Genomic DNA, 18,889 nt, shown 5'->3' on the forward strand with positions numbered 1-18,889 from the left:
CCGTCACGGAGGACGGGATCAGAACGCCGCCTCGTCCAGTTCCATCAGGTCCAGCTCGACGCCCTCGGCGATCTTGCGGGCCAGGGTGACGCCCGGGAGGACGTTGGCCGCGAAGAACTTCGCCGCCGCGATCTTGCCGGTGTAGAACGCCTTGTCCTTGGCGGAGGCCGTCGGGAGCTTCTCGGCGGCGACCGCGGCGCCCTTGAGGAGCAGGTAGCCGACGACGACGTCACCGGAGGCCATCAGCAGGCGGGTGGTGTTGAGGCCCACCTTGTAGATGTTCTTGACGTCCTGCTCGGTGGCCGCGAGGTCGGTGAGCATCAGGCCGACGACGGCCTCCAGCTCGACGGCCGCCTTGGCCAGGTGCTCGCGGGCGCCCGCCAGCTCCTCGCCGCCCTCACCGAGCGCCAGGAACTTCTTGATGTCCTCGGCGAGCGAGTTCAGGGCCGCGCCCTGGTTGCGGACGATCTTCCGGAAGAAGAAGTCCTGGCCCTGGATGGCGGTGGTGCCCTCGTACAGGGTGTCGATCTTGGAGTCCCGGATGTACTGCTCGATCGGGTACTCCTGGAGGAAGCCGGAGCCGCCGAAGGTCTGCAGCGACTGGGCGAGCTGCTCGTAGCCCTTCTCGGAGCCGTAGCCCTTGACGATCGGCAGGAGCAGGTCGTTGAGCGCGTGCTCGGCGGAGACGTCCTCGCCCGCGGCCTCCTTCACCGCGATCGTGTCCTGGACGGACGCGGTGTAGAGGACGAGGGCGCGCATGCCCTCCGCGTACGCCTTCTGCGTCATCAGCGAGCGGCGCACGTCGGGGTGGTGCGTGATGGTGACCTTGGGGGCGGTCTTGTCCATGAAGTTCGCCAGGTCGGGGCCCTGGACGCGCTCCTTGGCGTACTCCAGGGCGTTCAGGTAGCCCGTGGAGAGGGTGGAGATCGCCTTCGTGCCGACCATCATGCGGGCGAACTCGATGATGCGGAACATCTGGCGGATGCCGTCGTGCCGGTCGCCGATCAGCCAGCCCTTGGCGGGGTGCTGGTCGCCGAACGTCATCTCGCAGGTGTTGGAGGCCTTCAGGCCCATCTTGTGCTCGACGTTGGTGGCGTAGACGCCGTTGCGCTCGCCCAGCTCTCCGGTCTCGACGTCGAAGAGGTACTTGGGGACGAGGAAGAGGGACAGGCCCTTGGTGCCGGGGCCGGCGCCCTCGGGGCGGGCCAGCACGTAGTGGAGGATGTTCTCCGACATGTCGTGCTCACCGGAGGTGATGAACCGCTTCACGCCCTCGATGTGCCAGGAGCCGTCCTCCTGCTGCACGGCCTTGGTGCGGCCGGCGCCCACGTCCGAGCCGGCGTCCGGCTCGGTGAGGACCATGGTGGAGCCCCACTGCTTCTCGACGGCGATCTGCGCGATCTTCTTCTGGGTGTCGTTGCCCTCGTCGTGCAGGATCCCGGCGAAGGCCGGGCCGGAGGAGTACATCCACACGGCCGGGTTGGCGCCCAGGATCAGCTCGGCGTACGCCCAGATCAGCGACGGCGGGGCGGTGGTGCCGCCGATGCCCTCGGGCAGGCCCAGACGCCAGTACTCGGAGTCCATGAAGGCCTGGTAGCTCTTCTTGAAGGAGGCGGGCACCGGCGCGGTGCTGGTCTCCGGGTCGAAGACCGGCGGGTTGCGGTCGGCGTCGGTGAAGGACTCGGCCAGCTCGTTCTCCGCGAGCCGGGTCAGCTCGTCGAGGATGCTCTTCGCGGTCTCGACGTCCATCTCCTCGAACGGGCCCGTGCCGTACAGCGCGTCACGCCCGAGTACTTCGAAGAGGTTGAACTCGATGTCGCGGAGATTCGACTTGTAGTGCCCCATGGCGACGGCTCCGTAAGAGAGAGATCGGCGAGGCACTGTCTCCTCGCACCTAGTTCACGTACCAACAAGTAGCTACGATGATGCTACCCGTCGGTAATAAGAAGCAACCCCGATCCGGACATCTGTGACCCAGCCCTCCCGCCGGGTCGTTAGTCTGTGCGGCATGTACGGCTACGACCAGAGCGCGGGGACGCAACAGGGTTACGTCCCGCCGCAGCAGCAGATGCCGGGCGGGTACGGGCAGCAGGCGCCGCTGTATCCCGAGCCGTCCGTGCCGTCGCTCGCCGACGCCGTGCGCGCGTTCACCACGGGCCAGATGGCGGCCGAGGACTTCCAGCAGGTCTTCGCCACCTCCAAGGTCTACTGCCCGCGCGGTGACAACCCCGGATTCCTCGCCCTGCACAACACCCAGCAGCCGGTGATCCCGATGTTCACCTCGCTCAAGGAGCTGCGGCGGTACGCGGGCAAGGAGTCCAAGTACTTCGTGATCACCGGCGCCGAGGTGATCGACCTGCTGCCGACCGGCTACGGCTTCGTGCTCGACATGGAGGGCGAGCACCGGATGGTGTTCGACGCGAAGGCCGTGGAGCAGATGGTCGAGTTCGCGATGCGCCGTATGTACGGCTGAAGCCGTTGCCGGGCGGACGGCCGACGCGTGCGACTCCTGATCAGGGGCCCGGAGGGAATGTCCTCCGGGCCTTCTCCGTTCGGGGTGGCAAGAAGTTCAACGCTCAACTAAAGTGGGCGTACCCGAGGAGGTACCGACATGCCTGCAGTGACCGTCGAGAACCCGTTGACGCTGCCCCGTGTGACCGCACCCGCCGATGCCGTGGCACGTCCCGTGCTCACCGTCACGACCGCTCCCAGCGGTTTCGAGGGCGAGGGCTTCCCGGTGCGCCGGGCGTTCGCCGGGATCAACTACCGCCATCTCGACCCGTTCATCATGATGGACCAGATGGGTGAGGTGGAGTACGCGCCCGGAGAGCCGAAGGGCACTCCGTGGCACCCGCACCGCGGCTTCGAGACCGTCACCTACATCATCGACGGCGTCTTCGACCACCAGGACTCCCACGGCGGTGGAGGCACCATCACCAACGGCGACACCCAGTGGATGACGGCCGGCAGCGGTCTGTTGCACATCGAGGCGCCGCCGGAGCAGCTCGTCATGTCCGGCGGGCTCTTCCACGGGCTCCAGCTGTGGGTGAACCTCCCCGCCAAGGACAAGATGATGGCCCCGCGCTACCAGGACATCCGCAGCGGCAGCGTCCAGCTGCTCACCTCCCCCGACGGCGGCGCCCTGCTCCGGGTCATCGCCGGTGAGCTGGACGGCCACGAGGGCCCGGGCATCACGCACACGCCGATCACCATGGTCCACGCGACGCTGGCGCCCGGCGCCGAGGTCACCCTGCCCTGGCGCGAGGACTTCAACGGCCTCGCGTACGTCATGGCGGGCCGGGGCTCGGTGGGCGCGGAGCGCCGCCCGGTGCACCTGGGCCAGACCGCCGTCTTCGGTGCCGGCTCCTCGCTGACCGTCCGCGCGGACGAGAAGCAGGACTCCCACACCCCGGACCTGGAGGTCGTCATCCTCGGCGGCAAGCCGATCCGTGAGCCGATGGCCCACTACGGCCCGTTCGTGATGAACACCCGCGAGGAACTCCAGCAGGCGTTCGAGGACTTCCAGAAGGGCCGGTTCGGTACGGTCCCCGCCGTGCACGGCATGACGGAGAAGGGCCCGCAGGAGGCCTGACCCGCCGGCGCCGACGGCACCCCGGGGTGCCCGGGCCTGCCCCGGGGTGCCCCGGTCCGGCAGTGCTTCCCGGCCGCGGGCGGACGCGACGGCGTCCGCCCGCGGCCGGACGGCTGCCCGGGTACGGCGAGGGACGGCGGGTGCGTCGGCCGGCCGGGCGGGCGGTCAGCCGCCGGAGCCGCGCCCGTCCTTCTCGTACAGCTCGAACCAGATGGTCTTGCCCTTGCCGCGCGGGGCGACGCCCCATGTGTGGGCGAGGAGTTCGACCAGGACCAGGCCCCGCCCGGAGGAGGCCAGCTCGCCCGGGCTGCGGACGTGCGGCAGATCGTCGCCCGCGTCGGTGACCTCGATACGGATCCGGCGGCCGTCTCCCCCGTCGGTCACCTCGGCGAGCAGCAGGGCGTCGGTGTCGGTGTGCACCAGGACGTTGGTGAGCATCTCCGACAGCAGCAGCACCGCCGAGTCCACCTGGTCCGGCGAGGCCCAGTCGTGCAGCAGCTCCCGCAGCTGGTGCCGGGCCACCGCGACCCGCTCGGGCTCGGCCTGCGCCACCGTCAGCGCCGTGCGGCGCACCGTGGGCCGCACCGGGTCCGCGTCCGTGCCGCAGCCGCAGCCCTCGCCCTGCCGGCACAGCAGCAGCACGGCGACATCGTCCTCGCGGCGGTCGATCAGCGGGCCGGTGGTGTGGTGCGAGGAGGGGCCGAGCACCGCCTGGACCAGGGCGTCGGCCAGCTCCTCCTGGTCGCCCTTGTGCTCCTCGAGGATGCCGCGCAGACGCCGCCAGCCGGTGTCCAGGTCGTGGCCGCCGGTCTCGATCAGCCCGTCCGTGCAGAACAGCACCGTCTCGCCGGACTCCAGGATCAGCCGCGTCGTGGGGTAGTCGGCGTCCGGGTCGATGCCCAGCGGCAGCCCGACCGCCGTCGGCGGGGTCAGCACCGTCGCGTCGGCCATGCGGATCACCGGCTCCGGGTGCCCGGCGCGGGCCACGTCCAGGACACCGCTCACGGGATCGACCTCGGCGTACAGACAGGTCGCGAAGCGCAGGTCGGCCGGGTCGCCCTCGGTGATGCCGTGCAGGAAGCGGGAGGCGCGGGAGAGCACGGCATCGGGCCGGTGCCCCTCGGAGGCGTACGCCCGCAGGGCCGTCCGCAGCTGCCCCATCAGCCCCGCGGCCCGTACGTCATGCCCCTGGACGTCACCGATGACCAGGGCGAACCGCCCCGCGCCGGAGTTCGCCCCCGAGGTGCCGCCGGGCAGCGGGATCACGTCGTACCAGTCGCCGCCGACCTGGAGCCCGCCGCCGGTGGGGATGTAGCGGGCGGCGATGCCCATGCCGGGGATACCGGGGCCGAGCTTCGGCATCATCGAGCGCTGGAGACCGTCGGTCAGGGCCCGCTCGCTCTCGGCCGTGCCCGCGCGGGTCAGTGCCTGGCCCAGCATCCGGGCCACCGTGGTCAGCACGGACCGCTCGTCGGGGGTGAACGCGACCGGGTAGGTGAAGGCCGCCAGCCAGGTGCCCATCGTGCGGCCGGCCGCGGTCAGCGGCAGGAAGGCCCAGGACCGGCGGCCGAAGCGCTGGGCGAGCGGCCAGGTGAGGGGGTAGCGGGTCCGGTACTCCTCCGGGGAGGAGATGTAGACCGCGCGGCCGGTGCGCACCACCTCGGCGGCCGGGTAGTCCGTGTCCAGCGGCATGTAGAACGGGTTGTCGGCGCCCGGCTCGTGGCCGTGGTGGCCGATGATCGTGAGCCGGTCCCCCTCCACCCCGAAGACGGCCAGCCCGTCCGGTGAGAAGCCCGGCATCGACAGATTGGCCGCGACCCGCAGCACCTCCTGCGTCGACCGTGCCTCCGCCAGCGCGCGGCCCGCGTCCAGCAGGAACGCCTCCCGTGAGCGCCGCCAGTCGCCGGTGACCGCGCTGCGCCCGGCGGGGGTGCCCGGTGCCGGCTCGGCGACCTCCTGGAGGGAGCCGGTCAGCACGTATCCCTTGCGGGCGTGGTCGAAGGAGGGCTTGGAGCGGCTGCGCACGACCCGGATGACCCTTTTCCGGTCGTCCATGATCCGGATCCGCACCTCGGCGAGGGTGCCCTCGGCGACGGCGAGCTGGACCACTCCGGTGATCTCGTTCCAGTCGACGGGGTGCAGGCGCGCCCGGACCTGGGCCTCGGTGAGGGTGGTCTCCTGCGCGGGCAGCCCGAGCAGCCGTGCTGCCACGGCGTCCACCGTGACCTGCCCGGCGGCGGTGTCCCAGTGCCACAGACCGGTGTCGAGGGCGGCGAGGACGTCCCCCAGGGCGGGCAGGGGCTCACCAGTGCGCATTGCACCACTTTATGAAGAGGGTGTCGAAAAGTTCCACCGCGCCCGGCTCGCCATGGCAGAGAAGCGATCTTGGCCCGGCCGGTAGGCTTGGGGGGAGTTTCACGTGAAACAACGACCCCGATCCGCGAAGGCTGGATGAACGACGATGCATCGGTACAGGTCCCACACCTGCGGCGAGCTCCGCGCCTCTGACGTCGGAACCGACGTCCGGCTGAGTGGCTGGCTGCACAATCGGCGCGACCTGGGCGGCATCCTCTTCATCGATCTGCGCGATCACTACGGCATCACCCAGCTCGTGGCGCGTCCGGGCACCGAGGCGTACGAGGCGCTGGACAAGCTGTCCAAGGAGACCGTGGTCCGCGTCGACGGCAAGGTCGTCTCGCGCGGCGCGGAGAACGTCAACCCCGAACTGCCGACCGGTGAGGTCGAGGTCGAGGTCGGTGCGGTGGAGGTACTGGGCGAGGCCGCCCCGCTGCCCTTCACGATCAACGCCGAGGACGGTGTCAACGAGGAGCGGCGCCTGGAGTACCGCTTCCTGGACCTGCGCCGTGAGCGCATGCACCGCAACATCCTGCTGCGTACGTCGGTCATCGCGGCGATCCGCCAGAAGATGACGGCGCTGGGCTTCAACGAGATGGCGACGCCGATCCTGAGCGCCACCTCCCCCGAGGGCGCCCGCGACTTCGTCGTCCCCTCCCGCCTCAACCCCGGCAAGTTCTACGCGCTGCCGCAGGCCCCGCAGCAGTTCAAGCAGCTGCTGATGATCTCCGGCTTCGACCGCTACTTCCAGATCGCGCCCTGCTTCCGCGACGAGGACGCCCGCGCGGACCGCTCGCCGGGCGAGTTCTACCAGCTCGACGTGGAGATGAGCTTCGTCGAGCAGGAGGACGTCTTCCAGCCGATCGAGAAGCTGATGACCGAGCTGTTCGAGGAGTTCGGCAACGGCCGTCATGTGACGTCGCCGTTCCCGCGCATCCCGTTCCGCGAGGCGATGCTGAAGTACGGCTCCGACAAGCCGGACCTGCGCGCCCGGCTGGAGCTCGTCGACATCACCGATGTCTTCGAGGGCTCGGAGTTCAAGGCGTTCGCCGGCAAGCACGTGCGCGCGCTGGCCGTGCCGGACGTCTCCGGCCAGCCCCGCAAGTTCTTCGACCAGCTCGGCGACTACGCGGTCGCGCAGGGCGCCAAGGGCCTGGCCTGGGTGCGCGTCGGCGAGGACGGCTCGCTGTCCGGCCCGATCGCGAAGTTCCTCACCGAGGCGAACGTCGCGGAGCTGACCAAGCGGCTCTCCCTGGCCCCCGGCCACGCGGTGTTCTTCGGCGCGGGCGAGTTCGACGAGGTCTCGAAGATCATGGGCGCGGTGCGGGTCGAGGCCGCCAAGCGCGCCGGTCACTTCGAGGAGGACGTCTTCCGCTTCTGCTGGATCGTCGACTTCCCGATGTACGAGAAGGACGAGGAGACCGGCACGATCGACTTCTCCCACAACCCCTTCTCGATGCCGCAGGGCGGCCTGGAGGCCCTGGAGACCCAGGACCCGCTGGACATCCTGGGCTGGCAGTACGACATCGTCTGCAACGGTGTCGAGCTGTCCTCGGGCGCGATCCGGAACCACGAGCCGGAGATCATGCTCAAGGCGTTCGAGATCGCGGGCTACGACCGTGAGACGGTCGAGGAGAAGTTCGCCGGCATGCTCCGCGCGTTCCGCTTCGGCGCCCCGCCGCACGGCGGCATCGCGCCCGGCGTCGACCGCATCGTCATGCTCCTCGCCGACGAGCCCAACATCCGCGAGACCATCGCCTTCCCGCTCAACGGCAACGCCCAGGACCTGATGATGGGCGCGCCGACGGAACTGGACGAGTCCCGCCTGAAGGAACTCCACCTGACGGTACGGAAGCCGCAGCCGAAGTAACCCCCCGGACAGCAGCGAAGGGGCCCGGAACCGACTCGGTTCCGGGCCCCTTCGCTGCTGTCCGCGGGATGCTCAGGCCGCGGGCCCCTCCTCGGCGAAGAGCTCCTCCGCCCGCTCCACCGTGCCGGAGCGGTCGAGCCAGTCGTTGAGGCGGTCACGGCATAGGTGCAGCATTCACCCGATGGGGTCAGCGGGCTACGAACTGGGTGAGGATGGCCTGGACCTCGTAGATGTCGACGCCCTTGGTGAAGGTCTTCTGGATGGGGGTCGGGGAGCCCGAGAGCCAGATCTTCAGTTCGGCGTCGAGGTCGAAGGTGCCGGCGGTCTCCACCGCGAAGTGGGTGATGCTGCGGTAGGGGATGGAGTGGTACTCCACCTTCTTGCCGGTGATGCCCTGCTTGTCGACCAGGATCAGCCGGCGGTCGGTGAACAGGATGGTGTCGCGGATCAGCAGGAACGCGGCGTGCACCTGCTCGCCGTGGCCCAGCAGACGGGCGTAGTCCTGCTGTGCCTGGGCCGGGTCGACGGTGTGCGCGTTGCCGAAGAGTGCCATGGAACGAATCCCCCCACGGGAGTGGTGACGGCGACCGGACGTCGGCCGCCTTCACATGATCTTCGCAAAGCGAGGGGCCCGGGAGAAGATCCGCATGTCTCCGGGGCCCCTGCTGTAGCGATCGCGTTACGCGGTCGGCTTCTCCTCGAGACGTGGGAAGAGGACCGCGCCCTTGGTGACCGTCGAGCCGGCGGGCAGGACGCCCCAGGTGCCGGACTCCTGGACCTTCTGGTCGGCGAGGGCGCCGAGGCCGGGCTCCGCGCCGAGGGAGTCCCAGAGCTTCTGGGAGGTCTCCGGCATGACCGGGTTGAGGAGGACCGCCACCGCGCGGAGGGACTCCGCGGCCGTGTAGAGGATCGTCGCCAGGCGGGCCTTGCCCTCGTCGGACGTGTCCTTCGCGACCTTCCAGGGCTCCTGCTCCGTGATGTAGCCGTTGACCTGCTTCACGAAGTCGAAGACCGCCAGGATGCCGCCCTGGAAGTCCAACTCCTCGCCGATGCGGCGGTCGGCTTCCGTGACGGCCTTCGTCAGGCCGTCGTGGATCGCCTGCTCCGCGTCCCCGTCGGCCGTCGACGCCGGGAGCTCCCCGCCGAAGTACTTGCCGACCATCGCGGCCACGCGGGAGGCGAGGTTGCCGTAGTCGTTCGCCAGCTCGCTGGTGTAGCGGGCCGAGAAGTCCTCCCAGGAGAAGCTGCCGTCCTGGCCGAAGGCGATCGCCCGCAGGAAGTACCAGCGGTACGCGTCCACGCCGAAGTGCGAGGTCAGGTCCTGCGGCTTGATGCCGGTCAGGTTGGACTTCGACATCTTCTCGCCGCCGACCATCAGCCAGCCGTTCGCGGCGATCTTCCCGGGGAGCGGGAGGCCCTGTGCCATCAGCATCGCGGGCCAGATGATCGCGTGGAAGCGGAGGATGTCCTTGCCGACGAGGTGGACGTCCGCGGGGAACGTCGCCTCGAACTTCTCCGGGTTCTCGTTGTAGCCGACCGCCGTCGCGTAGTTCAGCAGCGCGTCGACCCACACGTAGATCACGTGCTTGTCGTCCCACGGGACCGGAACGCCCCAGTCGAACGTCGAGCGGGAGATGGACAGGTCCTGCAGGCCCTGGCGGACGAAGTTCACGACCTCGTTGCGCGCGGACTCGGGCTGGATGAAGCCCGGGTTGGCCTCGTAGTGGGCGAGCAGCTTCTCGCTGTACTCGCTCAGCTTGAAGAAGTAGTTCTCCTCGCTGAGGATCTCCACCGGCTTCTTGTGGATGGGGCACAGCTTCTGGTCCGCGTACTCGCCCTCGCCGTCGAGCAGCTCGCCGGGGAGCTTGTACTCCTCGCAGCCGACGCAGTACGGGCCCTCGTAGCCGCCCTTGTAGATCTCGCCCTTGTCGTACAGGTCCTGCACGAACTCCTGGACGCGGTCGGTGTGCCGCTTCTGCGTGGTGCGGATGAAGTCGTCGTTCGCGATGTCGAGGTGCTCCCACAGGGGCTTCCACGACTCCGTGACGAGCTTGTCGGCCCAGGCCTGCGGGGTGACCCCGTTCGCCTCGGCCGTACGCATGATCTTCTGACCGTGCTCGTCCGTGCCGGTGAGGTACCACACCTTCTCGCCGCGCTGGCGGTGCCAGCGGGTGAGCACGTCGCCTGCGACGGTCGTATAGGCGTGGCCCAGGTGAGGAGCGTCATTGACGTAGTAGATGGGGGTCGAGACGTAGTACGCCTTCGCCCCCTGCTTCTCTGATCCAGTGGCCGCCATGGTCGAAATCCTACTGGGCCGGTGGGGGTCGGCTCACACGCGTTTCGGGGGGCGGACGGGGTTCCCGTCCGCCCCCCGAAGGCAGGGGTCGGGGCGGATCTACGGGCGCCAGGCCGCCAGGACGGCCTCGTACAGCTCCTTGTCGGTGAGCTCCCGCGGGGTCTCGCCGGCCAGGAAGTGGGCGGTGTTCGGCGTCTTCAGCTTGCGGAGGTAGTCGAACGCCTTGTTCTCCGGGTCGCCGAACGCCACGAACGAGAAGAAGACGCTGGGGTGGGACTTCGCGGCCTCGGTGAGGGCCTGGGTGGCCGGGGTCTTCGCGTCCGGGGCACCGTCCGTCTGGAAGACCACCAGGGCGGGTGTGTCGGGGCCGGGGCCCGACGCGTCGTGCTGGGCGAGGATCTCCGCGACGGCGGCGTGGTAGCTGGTACGGCCCATGCGGCCGAGGCTCGCGTGCAGCTCGTCGATCTTGTTCTCGTGGTCGGTGAGGGTCAGCTCGCCGGTGCCGTCGAGTTCGGTGGAGAAGAAGACGACCTTGAGGGTGGCCTCGGGGTCGAGGTGGGCGGCGAGGGCGAGGGTCTGCTCGGCCAGTGCCTGCGCGGAGCCGTCCTTGTAGTACGGACGCATGGACGCGGAGCGGTCGAGGACGAGGTAGACCTTGGCGCGGGTGCCGGTGAGGTCGTGCTGGGTGAGGGTTGCCTGTGCGGCGGCGTAGGCGGTGGTGAGGGTTGGGGGGACGGGGGGTTCGGGCTCGGCGTTGGCCTCCGGCGTGGTGGGTGCGGGCTCGGCGACTGCCTCAGCCTCCGGCTCGGCGTTGGCCTTCGGCGTCGGTTCCGGGTGCTTTTCGGCCTCGGCGTTGGCCTCCGGTGTCGGTTCCGGGTGCTTTTCGGCCTCGGCTTCGCCTTCGGCGGGGGTTTCGTTCCCACCCGCACCGCCCGTGCGGGTTTCGTCGTCGGGTGCGGGTGGCCCCTGTGGGGTGGGCTCGGCGTCGGCGGCTGCGGGTGAGTCGGCGGTGGCGGTGGCGGGCTCGGCGACTGCCTCGGCCTCCGGCTCGGCGTTGGCCTCCGGCGTTGGTTCCGGGTGCTTTTCGGCCTCCGCTTCGCCTTCGGCGGGGGTTTCGTTCCCACCCGCACCACCCGTGCGGGTTTCGTCGTCGGGTGCGGGTGGCCCCTGTGGGGTGGGCTCGGCGTCGGCGGCTGCGGGTGAGTCGGTGGTGGTGGGTTCGGGCTCGGCGGCTGCCTCGGCCTCCGGCTCGGGCTCGGGCTTGGGCTCGGGCTTGGGCTCGGGCTCGGGCTGGGCTTCCGTCGTCGGGGCGGAGACTGCCTCGGTCTGGGGTGTGGGGGGCGGGTTGTCGTCCGAGGGGGTGGTGGGGTGGGGGACCGTGATGTTGTCGAATGCGGCGCTGACGAGGTCGTGCTCGTCGCGCGGTTCCGGGACCGAGGGCGTGGCGGGTGTCGGTTCCGGGGACGGGGAGGGAATCGTCGGGGCCGGCTCGGGCGATGTCGGAGCGGCCGTTTCCGTCGGCTCGGCGGCCCGCGCCGTACCCTCCGCTTCGGCGGGCCTCGCTTTGCGTGACCGGCCGAACGCGTTCCGCAGGAGAGTGAGAATGCCCATGTGCGCAACCCTTCGCGTGAGTTGATGCCCGTCAATCCCTGGCCAGGACGGACACGTAAGGTTAGCGGCCCGCAAGGGCGATCTTGGGCAGGGTTGGGTTTGCGGAATCGTATATGTCAAGGGCGCGAATCGGCCCACGGGCGACGCTCCGATGCGTCCCGGTGCAACGTCCTTAATGGTGCCGCCGGTTCACCCGTCGTTCATCCCGGCGCCCGGCTACCGCACATATGTGCTCCTACGGTCTCGCTGACACCACGGGCATCCAAGGAGAGAAAACGTGCGAAAGCTGCTGCCGTTGATCGGAACGCCGTCCGGTTCGCACCCCGGCGGCCGGTCCGCCATGACTTGTCGTTTCCGGTGTGGTGACGCCTGTTTCCACGAGGTGCCCAACACCAGCTCCAACGAGTACGTCGGTGACGTCATCGCCGGCGCCCTCAGCCGTCGGTCCATGATGCGTGCCGCGGCTGTCGTGACCGTCGCCGCGGCCGGTGCCGGGGCGGTCGGCGTCGCCGCCGCACCCGAGGCGCAGGCGGCGCCCGCCGTCAAGGGCCGTCACCCGCACAAACCCAAGGGCGCCCGCGGTCTGCGGTTCACGCCCGTCGCGCCCAACACGAACGACGCGGTGACCGTGCCGGAGGGCTACCGTCAGAACGTCGTGATCCGCTGGGGCGAGCCGATCCTGCGCGGAGCGCCCGCCTTCGACCCCGAGCGGCAGAGCGCCAGGGCGCAGGCCGGGCAGTTCGGGTACAACTGCGACTTCCTGTCGCTGCTGCCCCTCAAGGGCGAGCGCGGCCGGCAGCTGCTCGTCGCCAACCACGAGTACACCGACGAGGTCCTGATGTTCCGGGACTACGACGCCGACAACCCCACCCGCGAGCAGGTGGAGATCGCCTGGGCCGCGCACGGGCTCGCCGTGGTCGCGGTCGAGGAGGAGCGGCGCAGCGGCAAGCTGACGCCCGTCACCCGGCACCACCTCAACCGGCGGCTCACCGCCACCTCCGAGTTCCGGCTGACCGGACCGGCCGCCGGGTCCGACCTGGTGAGGACGTCCGCCGACCCGAGCGGGCGGAAGGTGCTCGGCACCCTCAACAACTGCGCCGGCGGCACCACTCCGTGGGGTACGACCCTGCACGGCGAGGAGAACTTCAACCAGTACTTCGCCCACGGCAGCAGCGCGACCGACAAGCGGTACGGGATCGGCACCGGCGGCACCGAGCGCAAGTGGGAGCGGTTCGACAAGCGGTTCGACCTGGCGCAGGAGCCGAACGAGGCGCACCGGTTCGGTTACGTCGTCGAACTCGACCCGTACGACCCCGACTCGGTGCCGCGCAAGCGCACCGCGCTCGGCCGGTTCAAGCACGAGGCGGCGACCGTGCGGCTGACGCACGACGGGCGGCCGGTCGTCTACAGCGGGGACGACGAGCGGTTCGACTACTTCTACAAGTTCGTCGGCAGCAAGCGGATGCGGCACGGGAACAGCCGCTGGGCGCGCGAGCACAACCTCACGCTGCTCGACGAGGGGACGCTGTACGTCGCCCGACTGACCGGTGACTCGCCCGCGATCGAGATCGACGGCACGGGCAAGCTGCCCCGGGACGGCGAGTTCGACGGCAGCGGCGAGTGGATCCCGCTGGCCACCGCCACCGCCCGCGGTGCCGTCTCGCACGTCGAGGGCATGACCGCCGAGGAGGTCTTCGTTTTCACGCGCCTGGCCGGTGACAAGGTGGGCGCCACCAAGATGGACCGGCCCGAGGACATCGAGCCCAACCCGGTCACCGGCAAGGTGTACGTCGCGCTCACCAACAACTCCAACCGCGGCAAGGCCGGTTACCCCGCCGCCGACGAGGCCAACCCCCGCCACGCCAACAAGCACGGCCACATCCTGGAGCTCACCGAGCGCTGGAACCGGCCGGAGAGCACGAGGTTCGCCTGGTCGCTGTTCCTGGTCGCGGGTGACCCGGAGGACCCGGCGACGTACTTCGCCGGGTTCCCGAAGGACTCCGTCAGCCCGATCTCCTGCCCGGACAACGTCGCCTTCGACGACCACGGCAACCTGTGGATCTCCACCGACGGCAGCGCCCTCGGCTCCCACGACGGCCTCTTCGGTGTCGCCACGCGCGGTGACCGGCGCGGTGAGCTGAAGCAGTTCCTCACCGTGCCGAACGGTGCGGAGACCTGCGGCCCGATCATTCAGGACCGGCGGGTGCTGGTCGCCGTGCAGCACCCGGGCGAGGTGGACGGGGCGACGGTCGACAAGCCTGCCAGCACCTGGCCCGACGGCCCCGGCACGTACGTCCGGCCGGCCGTGGTCGCGGTGTGGCGTGCGGACGGGCGGGACATCGGCGTCTGACGCGGGGACCGGAGGGAATGGCTGGGGGGACTGGGCGGGGGTCAGGGGCCCGGTACCAGGTCCTCCAGCCACTCACGGTACGCCGGTGCCTGGCGGGCCACTTCCCGGTAGGCGTCGGCCAGGTCGGGGTAGACGCCCTCCAGCTCCGTGTCCGTACGGGCCGCCAGCAGCAGCCGTACGCCGAGCGGGTCGCCGTGCAGGCGGCGCACCGCCGTCTCGGGGCGGGAGGGCGAGGTCGGCTGGCACACGGTGACGACCTCGCCGGTGGCCACCAGCGACGCGGCGGTGTGGTAGTCGCCGTGCAGCACGCGCGGGCTGATTCCGGCGGCGCGCAGGACACGGCGTACGGCGTCCCACTCGCCGTCGACCGTCGGGTCGATCATCCAGCGGTCACCGGCCAGCTCGGACAGGTGGACGACCGGCTGCGCGGCGGCCGGATGGTCGGCCGGGAGCGACACGAACTGCGGTTCGCGCTCGATGAGGACCCGGGTGCGCAGGCCCTCGGGGACGCGCAGCGGGCAGCCCTCGACCTCGTGCACGAAGGCGACGTCGAGCTGGCAGTCGGCGACCATGCGCAGGAGGGCGTTGGCGGAGACGTCCATGTGCAGGGTGGGCTCCTGGCAGTGCCGGCGCAGTCGGCGCAGCCAGCCGGCCAGCGCCCGGCTCGCGGTCGAGCCGATGCGCAGTTGCCGGCCGCCGAGGGCGGCGGCGCGGGCCTCCGTGACCAGGGAGCGCAGCTCGGTGACGAGCGGGCGGGCGCGGCTGAGCACCAGCCGGCCCAGCGGGGTGGGACGGCAGCCGGTGCGTGCGCGCACGAACAGGGCACCGCCCAGCTCCTGTTCGATGCGCCGCAGCTGCGTGCTCAACGAGGGCTGGGCCACGCCGAGTTGACGTGCGGCGCGGTGCAGACTGCCGGTGTCGGCGATCGCGCACAACGCCCTGAGGTGCCTGACCTCGAGCTCCATGCCCTGGGAGGGTAAGGCGGAAGTTCAGCTTTCACCAGACTCCCAAACCCCGCCCGTTCAGGCGGAGTCGGGCGGACGGGAGGGCTTGGCCGGAGTGCGGCGATAGCGCGGTCCTATCACCGGTTGCCATCATCACAGCCGCCGTACGGGCGCGGACACTCACCGATGACATGTGACTCACCCCCACCGAAGGAGTCATCGATGCGTATCCGTATGCGCATGTCCCTGTCCGTGCTGACGGCCGCCGGCCTGAGCGTCACGGCGCTCGGCCTCGGCGCGGTCCCGGCGGCGGCCGCCCCCGCGCCCGTCGACGCGGTGCCCTCGTTCGCCGCGTACGACGGTTCCTCGGAGGAGGCCGCGGCGAACCGTGCGTTCTTCGAGGCCGTGCTGAAGTCGGCGGCCGAGAAGCGGGCGGCCGATCCGTCGGGCGCCGCCGCCGTCACCGTCGTCTACAACGCCTCCCGGGCGCCGTCGTTCGCCACGCAGATAGCCCGCAGCACGCAGATCTGGAACAGCTCGGTCTCCAACGTGAGACTCCAGGCCGGTACCTCGGGCGCGGACTTCTCGTACTACGAGGGGAACGACCCCCGCGGCTCGTACGCGTCCACGGACGGGCACGGGCGGGGGTACATCTTCCTCGACTACCGGCAGAACCAGGTCTACGACTCCACGCGCGTGACCGCGCACGAGACGGGGCATGTGCTGGGGCTGCCGGACCACTACTCCGGGCCGTGCAGTGAGCTGATGTCGGGGGGTGGGCCGGGGCCGTCGTGCACGAACGCGTACCCGAACTCCGCGGAGCGGTCTCGGGTGAACCGGTTGTGGGCGAGTGGGTTTGCGGCGGCGTTGGATGAGGCGGAGAAGGCGTTGCAGAAGTCTGCGGGGTGATCGGGTACCGGGTTGTCCGGTGACCCGGTGACCCGGTGACCCGGTGGCCCGGTGGCCCGGTGGCCCGGTGGCCCGGTGTTTCCGTAGCCGCACGGGGTGGGGGTGGTCCGGGGGGTGTTGCGCAGCCCGGCGATTGCGGGGTGCCGCTGCGCCCACCCGTGCCGCCCCAGCGGCACGATTGCCCGCAGTTGGGCGGCGCGGGTGCCCGCAGTTGGGCGGTGCTGGTGCTCGCAGTTTCGCGGTGCTGGTGCGTCAGGAGTGGGTGTGCAGGGTTAGGTCGGTCAGCAGGGTGTGGTGGTCGGTGTGGGGGAGGGGGAGGAAGCGGGTCTTGCGGGCGGTGAAGTGCTTCGAGACCAGGATGTGGTCGATCTGGGCGCCGAAGGCCGGAGCGGTGCGGGACGGCCAGGTCGGGGTGCGGTCGGCGCCGTCGAGGCGGGCCGCGTCGCGCAGGCCGGTGTCGAGGATGCGGCGGAACGCCGCGTGGTCCTGGGTGGCGTTGAAGTCCCCGGCGAACACGGTCGGGGTGTCCCGGGCGGCGGCGGCCGCGTCGCGCAGCCGGCCCAGCTCCCGCTGCCACAGGGGGACCTGGTCGGGCAGCGGCGGCATGGGGTGGGCGAGCTGGAGCCGTACCGCGTGACCCTCGACGTCGGCGACGGCGCCGGGCATGCCCATGGTGCCGGGAACACCCTCGGTGGCCTTGAGCGGGAAGCGGCTCAGGATGACCGAGCCCTCGGATCCGCCGCCCTCCACGGCCTGCCGGTGCGGGTAGGTGTCCGCCAGCTCCCGCTTCAGGGCCGCGTCGCAGGTGTACTCGCACTCCTGGACGAACACCAGGTCCGGCTTCTCGCGGCGCACGGTGTCGATCAGCGCGCCGGTGGCCCGGCCGAACTCCACGTTCGAGGTCAGCACCCGTAGGTCCGCGACGGGCCGCCCGGCCGGTTCGCCCGTCTTGCCGTACGGCTCGATGTACCAGGCCAGCAGGCCCAGCAGGACCACGCCCCACACCGCGCCGGTCCACCAGCGGGCGCGCAGGGTGAACAGCAGACCGGCGGCGGTGGGGACGAGCAGCCAGGGCAGGAAGGCGAGCAGTTGCGGCACCGGTGTGATGCCGTCGGTGTCGGCGGCTCGGCAGCCGACGACCGCGCTCACCCCGGCGAACAGCAGTGCCGCGCACCAGGTACTGAACCGGCGCCGTCCCCCGGGCCGGCGTCCCCTCGTGCCGTCGGTGACCGCCGGGTCGGCGGCAGTCGCAGTGTCCAACGTTCCGGCCCTCCGCTCGCGGATGCGATGCCCGAATCCTCCCTCACGGACGGGGGAGCGTGGCGGGTGGTTTCCGGGAACGGTCTTCCGGGACGGTTTCCGGGGACGGGCGTTCGCGGCGGCGTGGGCGGCGGCCGGCCAGCCAGGACGCCAGGGCCACCGTCAGGCCCAGGGCGAGCAGCAGCCAGGACGCGGTACGCAGGGTGGCGGTCAGGGCGTCGTAGATCGCGGCCGCCGCCGGGTGGTGGAGGCGGTCGGGCAGGTCGGCCAGGGTGAGCCGGCGGCCGAGGGCGACCGCGAGGACCAGCAGGGCGCCGCCCAGCGCCGTGCCCAGGCCGGTGGCGGTGAGCGCGCGGCGGCGGCAGGCGGCGACGGTGATGCCGGAGACGGCGAGGACGACCGTCGTGAGTGGCAGCCAGAACGCGGCGGCGTCCAGCACGTGGTACCCCTTCCGGAGTCCGGCCACCTCGTCGGCCGGCACCACCGGGACCACGGTGTGTTCGACGGGGATGCGGTGGGCGTAGGGCATGCGGTCGGCGGTGAGCCGCTGCTTCACCTGCGCGGTGACGGGGGCGAGGTCGACGGTGACCGGGCCCGTGATGACCGTGTCGTCGCGCAGGGCGTGCAGGACGGCGTCGTGAACGGCTCTGTTTCCCGCCTCCCAGGCGGTGCGGAACGCTTCGGTGCGGGTGAAGGAGTGGACGGCGTCGCGTACGAAGGGGGCGAGGGTGGCGTGTGCGTCGGCGTCCCGCGGTGTTGGGGCCAGTTTTCGTGTGACCTCGTCGCCCACGGTGTCGGCGACCGCGTCCCGTACGGCGGGGTCGGTGGCCAGGGGGGCCATGGTCTCGACGTAGCGGCCGGTGTCGGCGAGGGCGAGGGTGGCCCAGGTGGCGAGGGCGGTGCAGGGGGTGAGGAGACAGGTGAGGGTGAGGAGGGTGGCGGAGAGGGTGGTGCGCAGGCGGGTGCGGCGGGGGGTGTCTTGGTGGGCCACCACTCCAGGCAAGGGGCGGAGGGCGCGGTGCGCGAGTGCAGGGGGCCGAATGGGCGCCGGCGTTGGGGTGGGCCGGGGGGTCGTTGCGCAGCCCGGCGCTTGCGGGGTGCCTCCCCACTCTCGGCTTCGCTCGAGCGGGAGGTGCCCCCACCGCCCACCACACCGCCCACCCGTGCCGCCCTGGGGGTACCCCCTCCGGGGGAGGCACGACTGCCCGCGGGAGCGGGGTCAGTGGATGCGGTGGCCCTGGGCGTCTTCCTGGGTGTAGAAGCGGTAGAACATGATGGCGAAGACGCCCGCGGTGACCCCCAGGCCCAGGGCCGCCGAGCGCAGGACGCTGCCGCCCGACTGGCTGAAGAGGAAGCCGACCGCGCCGCCGCAGAACGCGGCCCAGACCACCGCGTGGAGTTCCCGCCGGAGTTTCGGGGCCAGCACGAGGAGTGCCATGAGGACCACGGCGAACACGAGCGCGGTGAGGAAGCCGAACAGCAGGTTCCCGCCGGTGATGGGCCCGCCGTAGCGCCGGTTGGCCGCGGCCCAGTAGCCGTACACGAGACCCAGGAGGACGGGCAGTGCGACCAGCGCGGCCCGGTGGACCTTTCCGCTGAAGACGTCCGTCGTGCCGCCCCGCTCGATCGCTCCCCGGGGCCGGGGTGCCGCGTGCGCCATGAGAGCACTCCTCTCTCCTCGCCCCCGCCTACCAGAGCACAC

14 protein-coding genes are annotated in these 18,889 nt (G+C 70.9%); 5 read left to right on the plus strand and 9 right to left on the minus strand.

Translation table 11 applies throughout. The annotated features are described in order from the left end of the window. Positions 1–18: 18 nt before the first annotated feature. The gene (locus tag ACZ434_RS18855) at positions 19–1,845 is read right to left on the minus strand and encodes an acyl-CoA dehydrogenase (RefSeq protein ID WP_468457128.1); all 1,827 of its coding nucleotides are present in this window, start codon (positions 1,843–1,845) and stop codon (positions 19–21) included. Positions 1,846–2,008: 163 nt separating this feature from the next. On the opposite strand from ACZ434_RS18855, the gene ACZ434_RS18860 reads away from it, so the two are divergent. Continuing rightward, positions 2,009–2,473: an SseB family protein gene (locus ACZ434_RS18860; RefSeq protein ID WP_468457130.1), complete on the plus strand. Its 465-nt coding sequence runs from the start codon at positions 2,009–2,011 to the stop codon at positions 2,471–2,473. A 138-nt stretch (positions 2,474–2,611) separates the two neighbouring features. Next, complete coding sequence (locus ACZ434_RS18865) at positions 2,612–3,592, plus strand: pirin family protein (RefSeq protein WP_468457132.1); 981 nt, start codon at positions 2,612–2,614, stop codon at positions 3,590–3,592. 165 nt (positions 3,593–3,757) lie between these two features. Here ACZ434_RS18865 and ACZ434_RS18870 read toward each other — a convergent pair whose 3' ends face one another. Next, positions 3,758–5,908, minus strand: coding sequence for a SpoIIE family protein phosphatase (locus ACZ434_RS18870; protein ID WP_468457134.1), 2,151 nt, complete (start codon positions 5,906–5,908; stop codon positions 3,758–3,760). 145 nt (positions 5,909–6,053) lie between these two features. Here ACZ434_RS18870 and aspS point away from each other — a divergent pair, with 145 nt between their 5' ends. Then, positions 6,054–7,817, plus strand: a complete 1,764-nt coding sequence (gene aspS / locus ACZ434_RS18875) for an aspartate--tRNA ligase (RefSeq protein WP_468457136.1) — start codon at positions 6,054–6,056, stop codon at positions 7,815–7,817. Between the two features lie 187 nt (positions 7,818–8,004). On the opposite strand, the gene ACZ434_RS18880 is transcribed toward aspS, so the two are convergent. The 3 genes from ACZ434_RS18880 to ACZ434_RS18890 form a co-directional block, all read right to left on the minus strand. Beyond that, positions 8,005–8,370 (minus strand): PH domain-containing protein, encoded by a 366-nt coding sequence (locus ACZ434_RS18880; RefSeq protein ID WP_109541870.1) that lies wholly within the window; start codon positions 8,368–8,370, stop codon positions 8,005–8,007. A gap of 126 nt (positions 8,371–8,496) precedes the next feature. Beyond that, positions 8,497–10,113 (minus strand): methionine--tRNA ligase, encoded by a 1,617-nt coding sequence (gene metG / locus ACZ434_RS18885; protein WP_468457139.1) that lies wholly within the window; start codon positions 10,111–10,113, stop codon positions 8,497–8,499. Positions 10,114–10,212: 99 nt separating this feature from the next. Then, a complete protein-coding gene (locus ACZ434_RS18890) occupies positions 10,213–11,724 on the minus strand; it encodes a VWA domain-containing protein (RefSeq protein ID WP_468457141.1) in 1,512 nt (503 codons plus the stop codon). Between the two features lie 277 nt (positions 11,725–12,001). Between ACZ434_RS18890 and ACZ434_RS18895 the strand changes: the two genes are divergently transcribed. Further along, a complete protein-coding gene (locus ACZ434_RS18895; protein ID WP_468457143.1) occupies positions 12,002–14,074 on the plus strand; it encodes a PhoX family protein in 2,073 nt (690 codons plus the stop codon). A 41-nt stretch (positions 14,075–14,115) separates the two neighbouring features. Here the strand turns inward: ACZ434_RS18895 and ACZ434_RS18900 are convergent, their stop codons facing one another. After that, positions 14,116–15,039: a LysR family transcriptional regulator gene (locus ACZ434_RS18900; protein ID WP_468457145.1), complete on the minus strand. Its 924-nt coding sequence runs from the start codon at positions 15,037–15,039 to the stop codon at positions 14,116–14,118. A 213-nt stretch (positions 15,040–15,252) separates the two neighbouring features. Between ACZ434_RS18900 and snpA the strand changes: the two genes are divergently transcribed. Beyond that, positions 15,253–15,927: a snapalysin gene (gene snpA / locus ACZ434_RS18905; protein WP_468457389.1), complete on the plus strand. Its 675-nt coding sequence runs from the start codon at positions 15,253–15,255 to the stop codon at positions 15,925–15,927. Positions 15,928–16,179: 252 nt separating this feature from the next. Here snpA and ACZ434_RS18910 read toward each other — a convergent pair whose 3' ends face one another. The 3 genes from ACZ434_RS18910 to ACZ434_RS18920 form a co-directional block, all read right to left on the minus strand. Further along, positions 16,180–17,187, minus strand: a complete 1,008-nt coding sequence (locus tag ACZ434_RS18910; protein WP_468457147.1) for an endonuclease/exonuclease/phosphatase family protein — start codon at positions 17,185–17,187, stop codon at positions 16,180–16,182. Positions 17,188–17,230: 43 nt separating this feature from the next. Next, positions 17,231–18,178 carry a hypothetical protein gene (locus ACZ434_RS18915; RefSeq protein WP_468457149.1) on the minus strand — a complete coding sequence of 316 codons (948 nt, stop codon included), beginning with the start codon at positions 18,176–18,178 and terminating at the stop codon, positions 17,231–17,233. A 228-nt stretch (positions 18,179–18,406) separates the two neighbouring features. Beyond that, on the minus strand, positions 18,407–18,847 hold the full coding sequence (locus ACZ434_RS18920) for a hypothetical protein (protein WP_468457151.1): 441 nt from the start codon (positions 18,845–18,847) through the stop codon (positions 18,407–18,409). Positions 18,848–18,889: the final 42 nt, after the last annotated feature.

Source organism: Streptomyces sp. NPDC030893 (assembly GCF_055571535.1).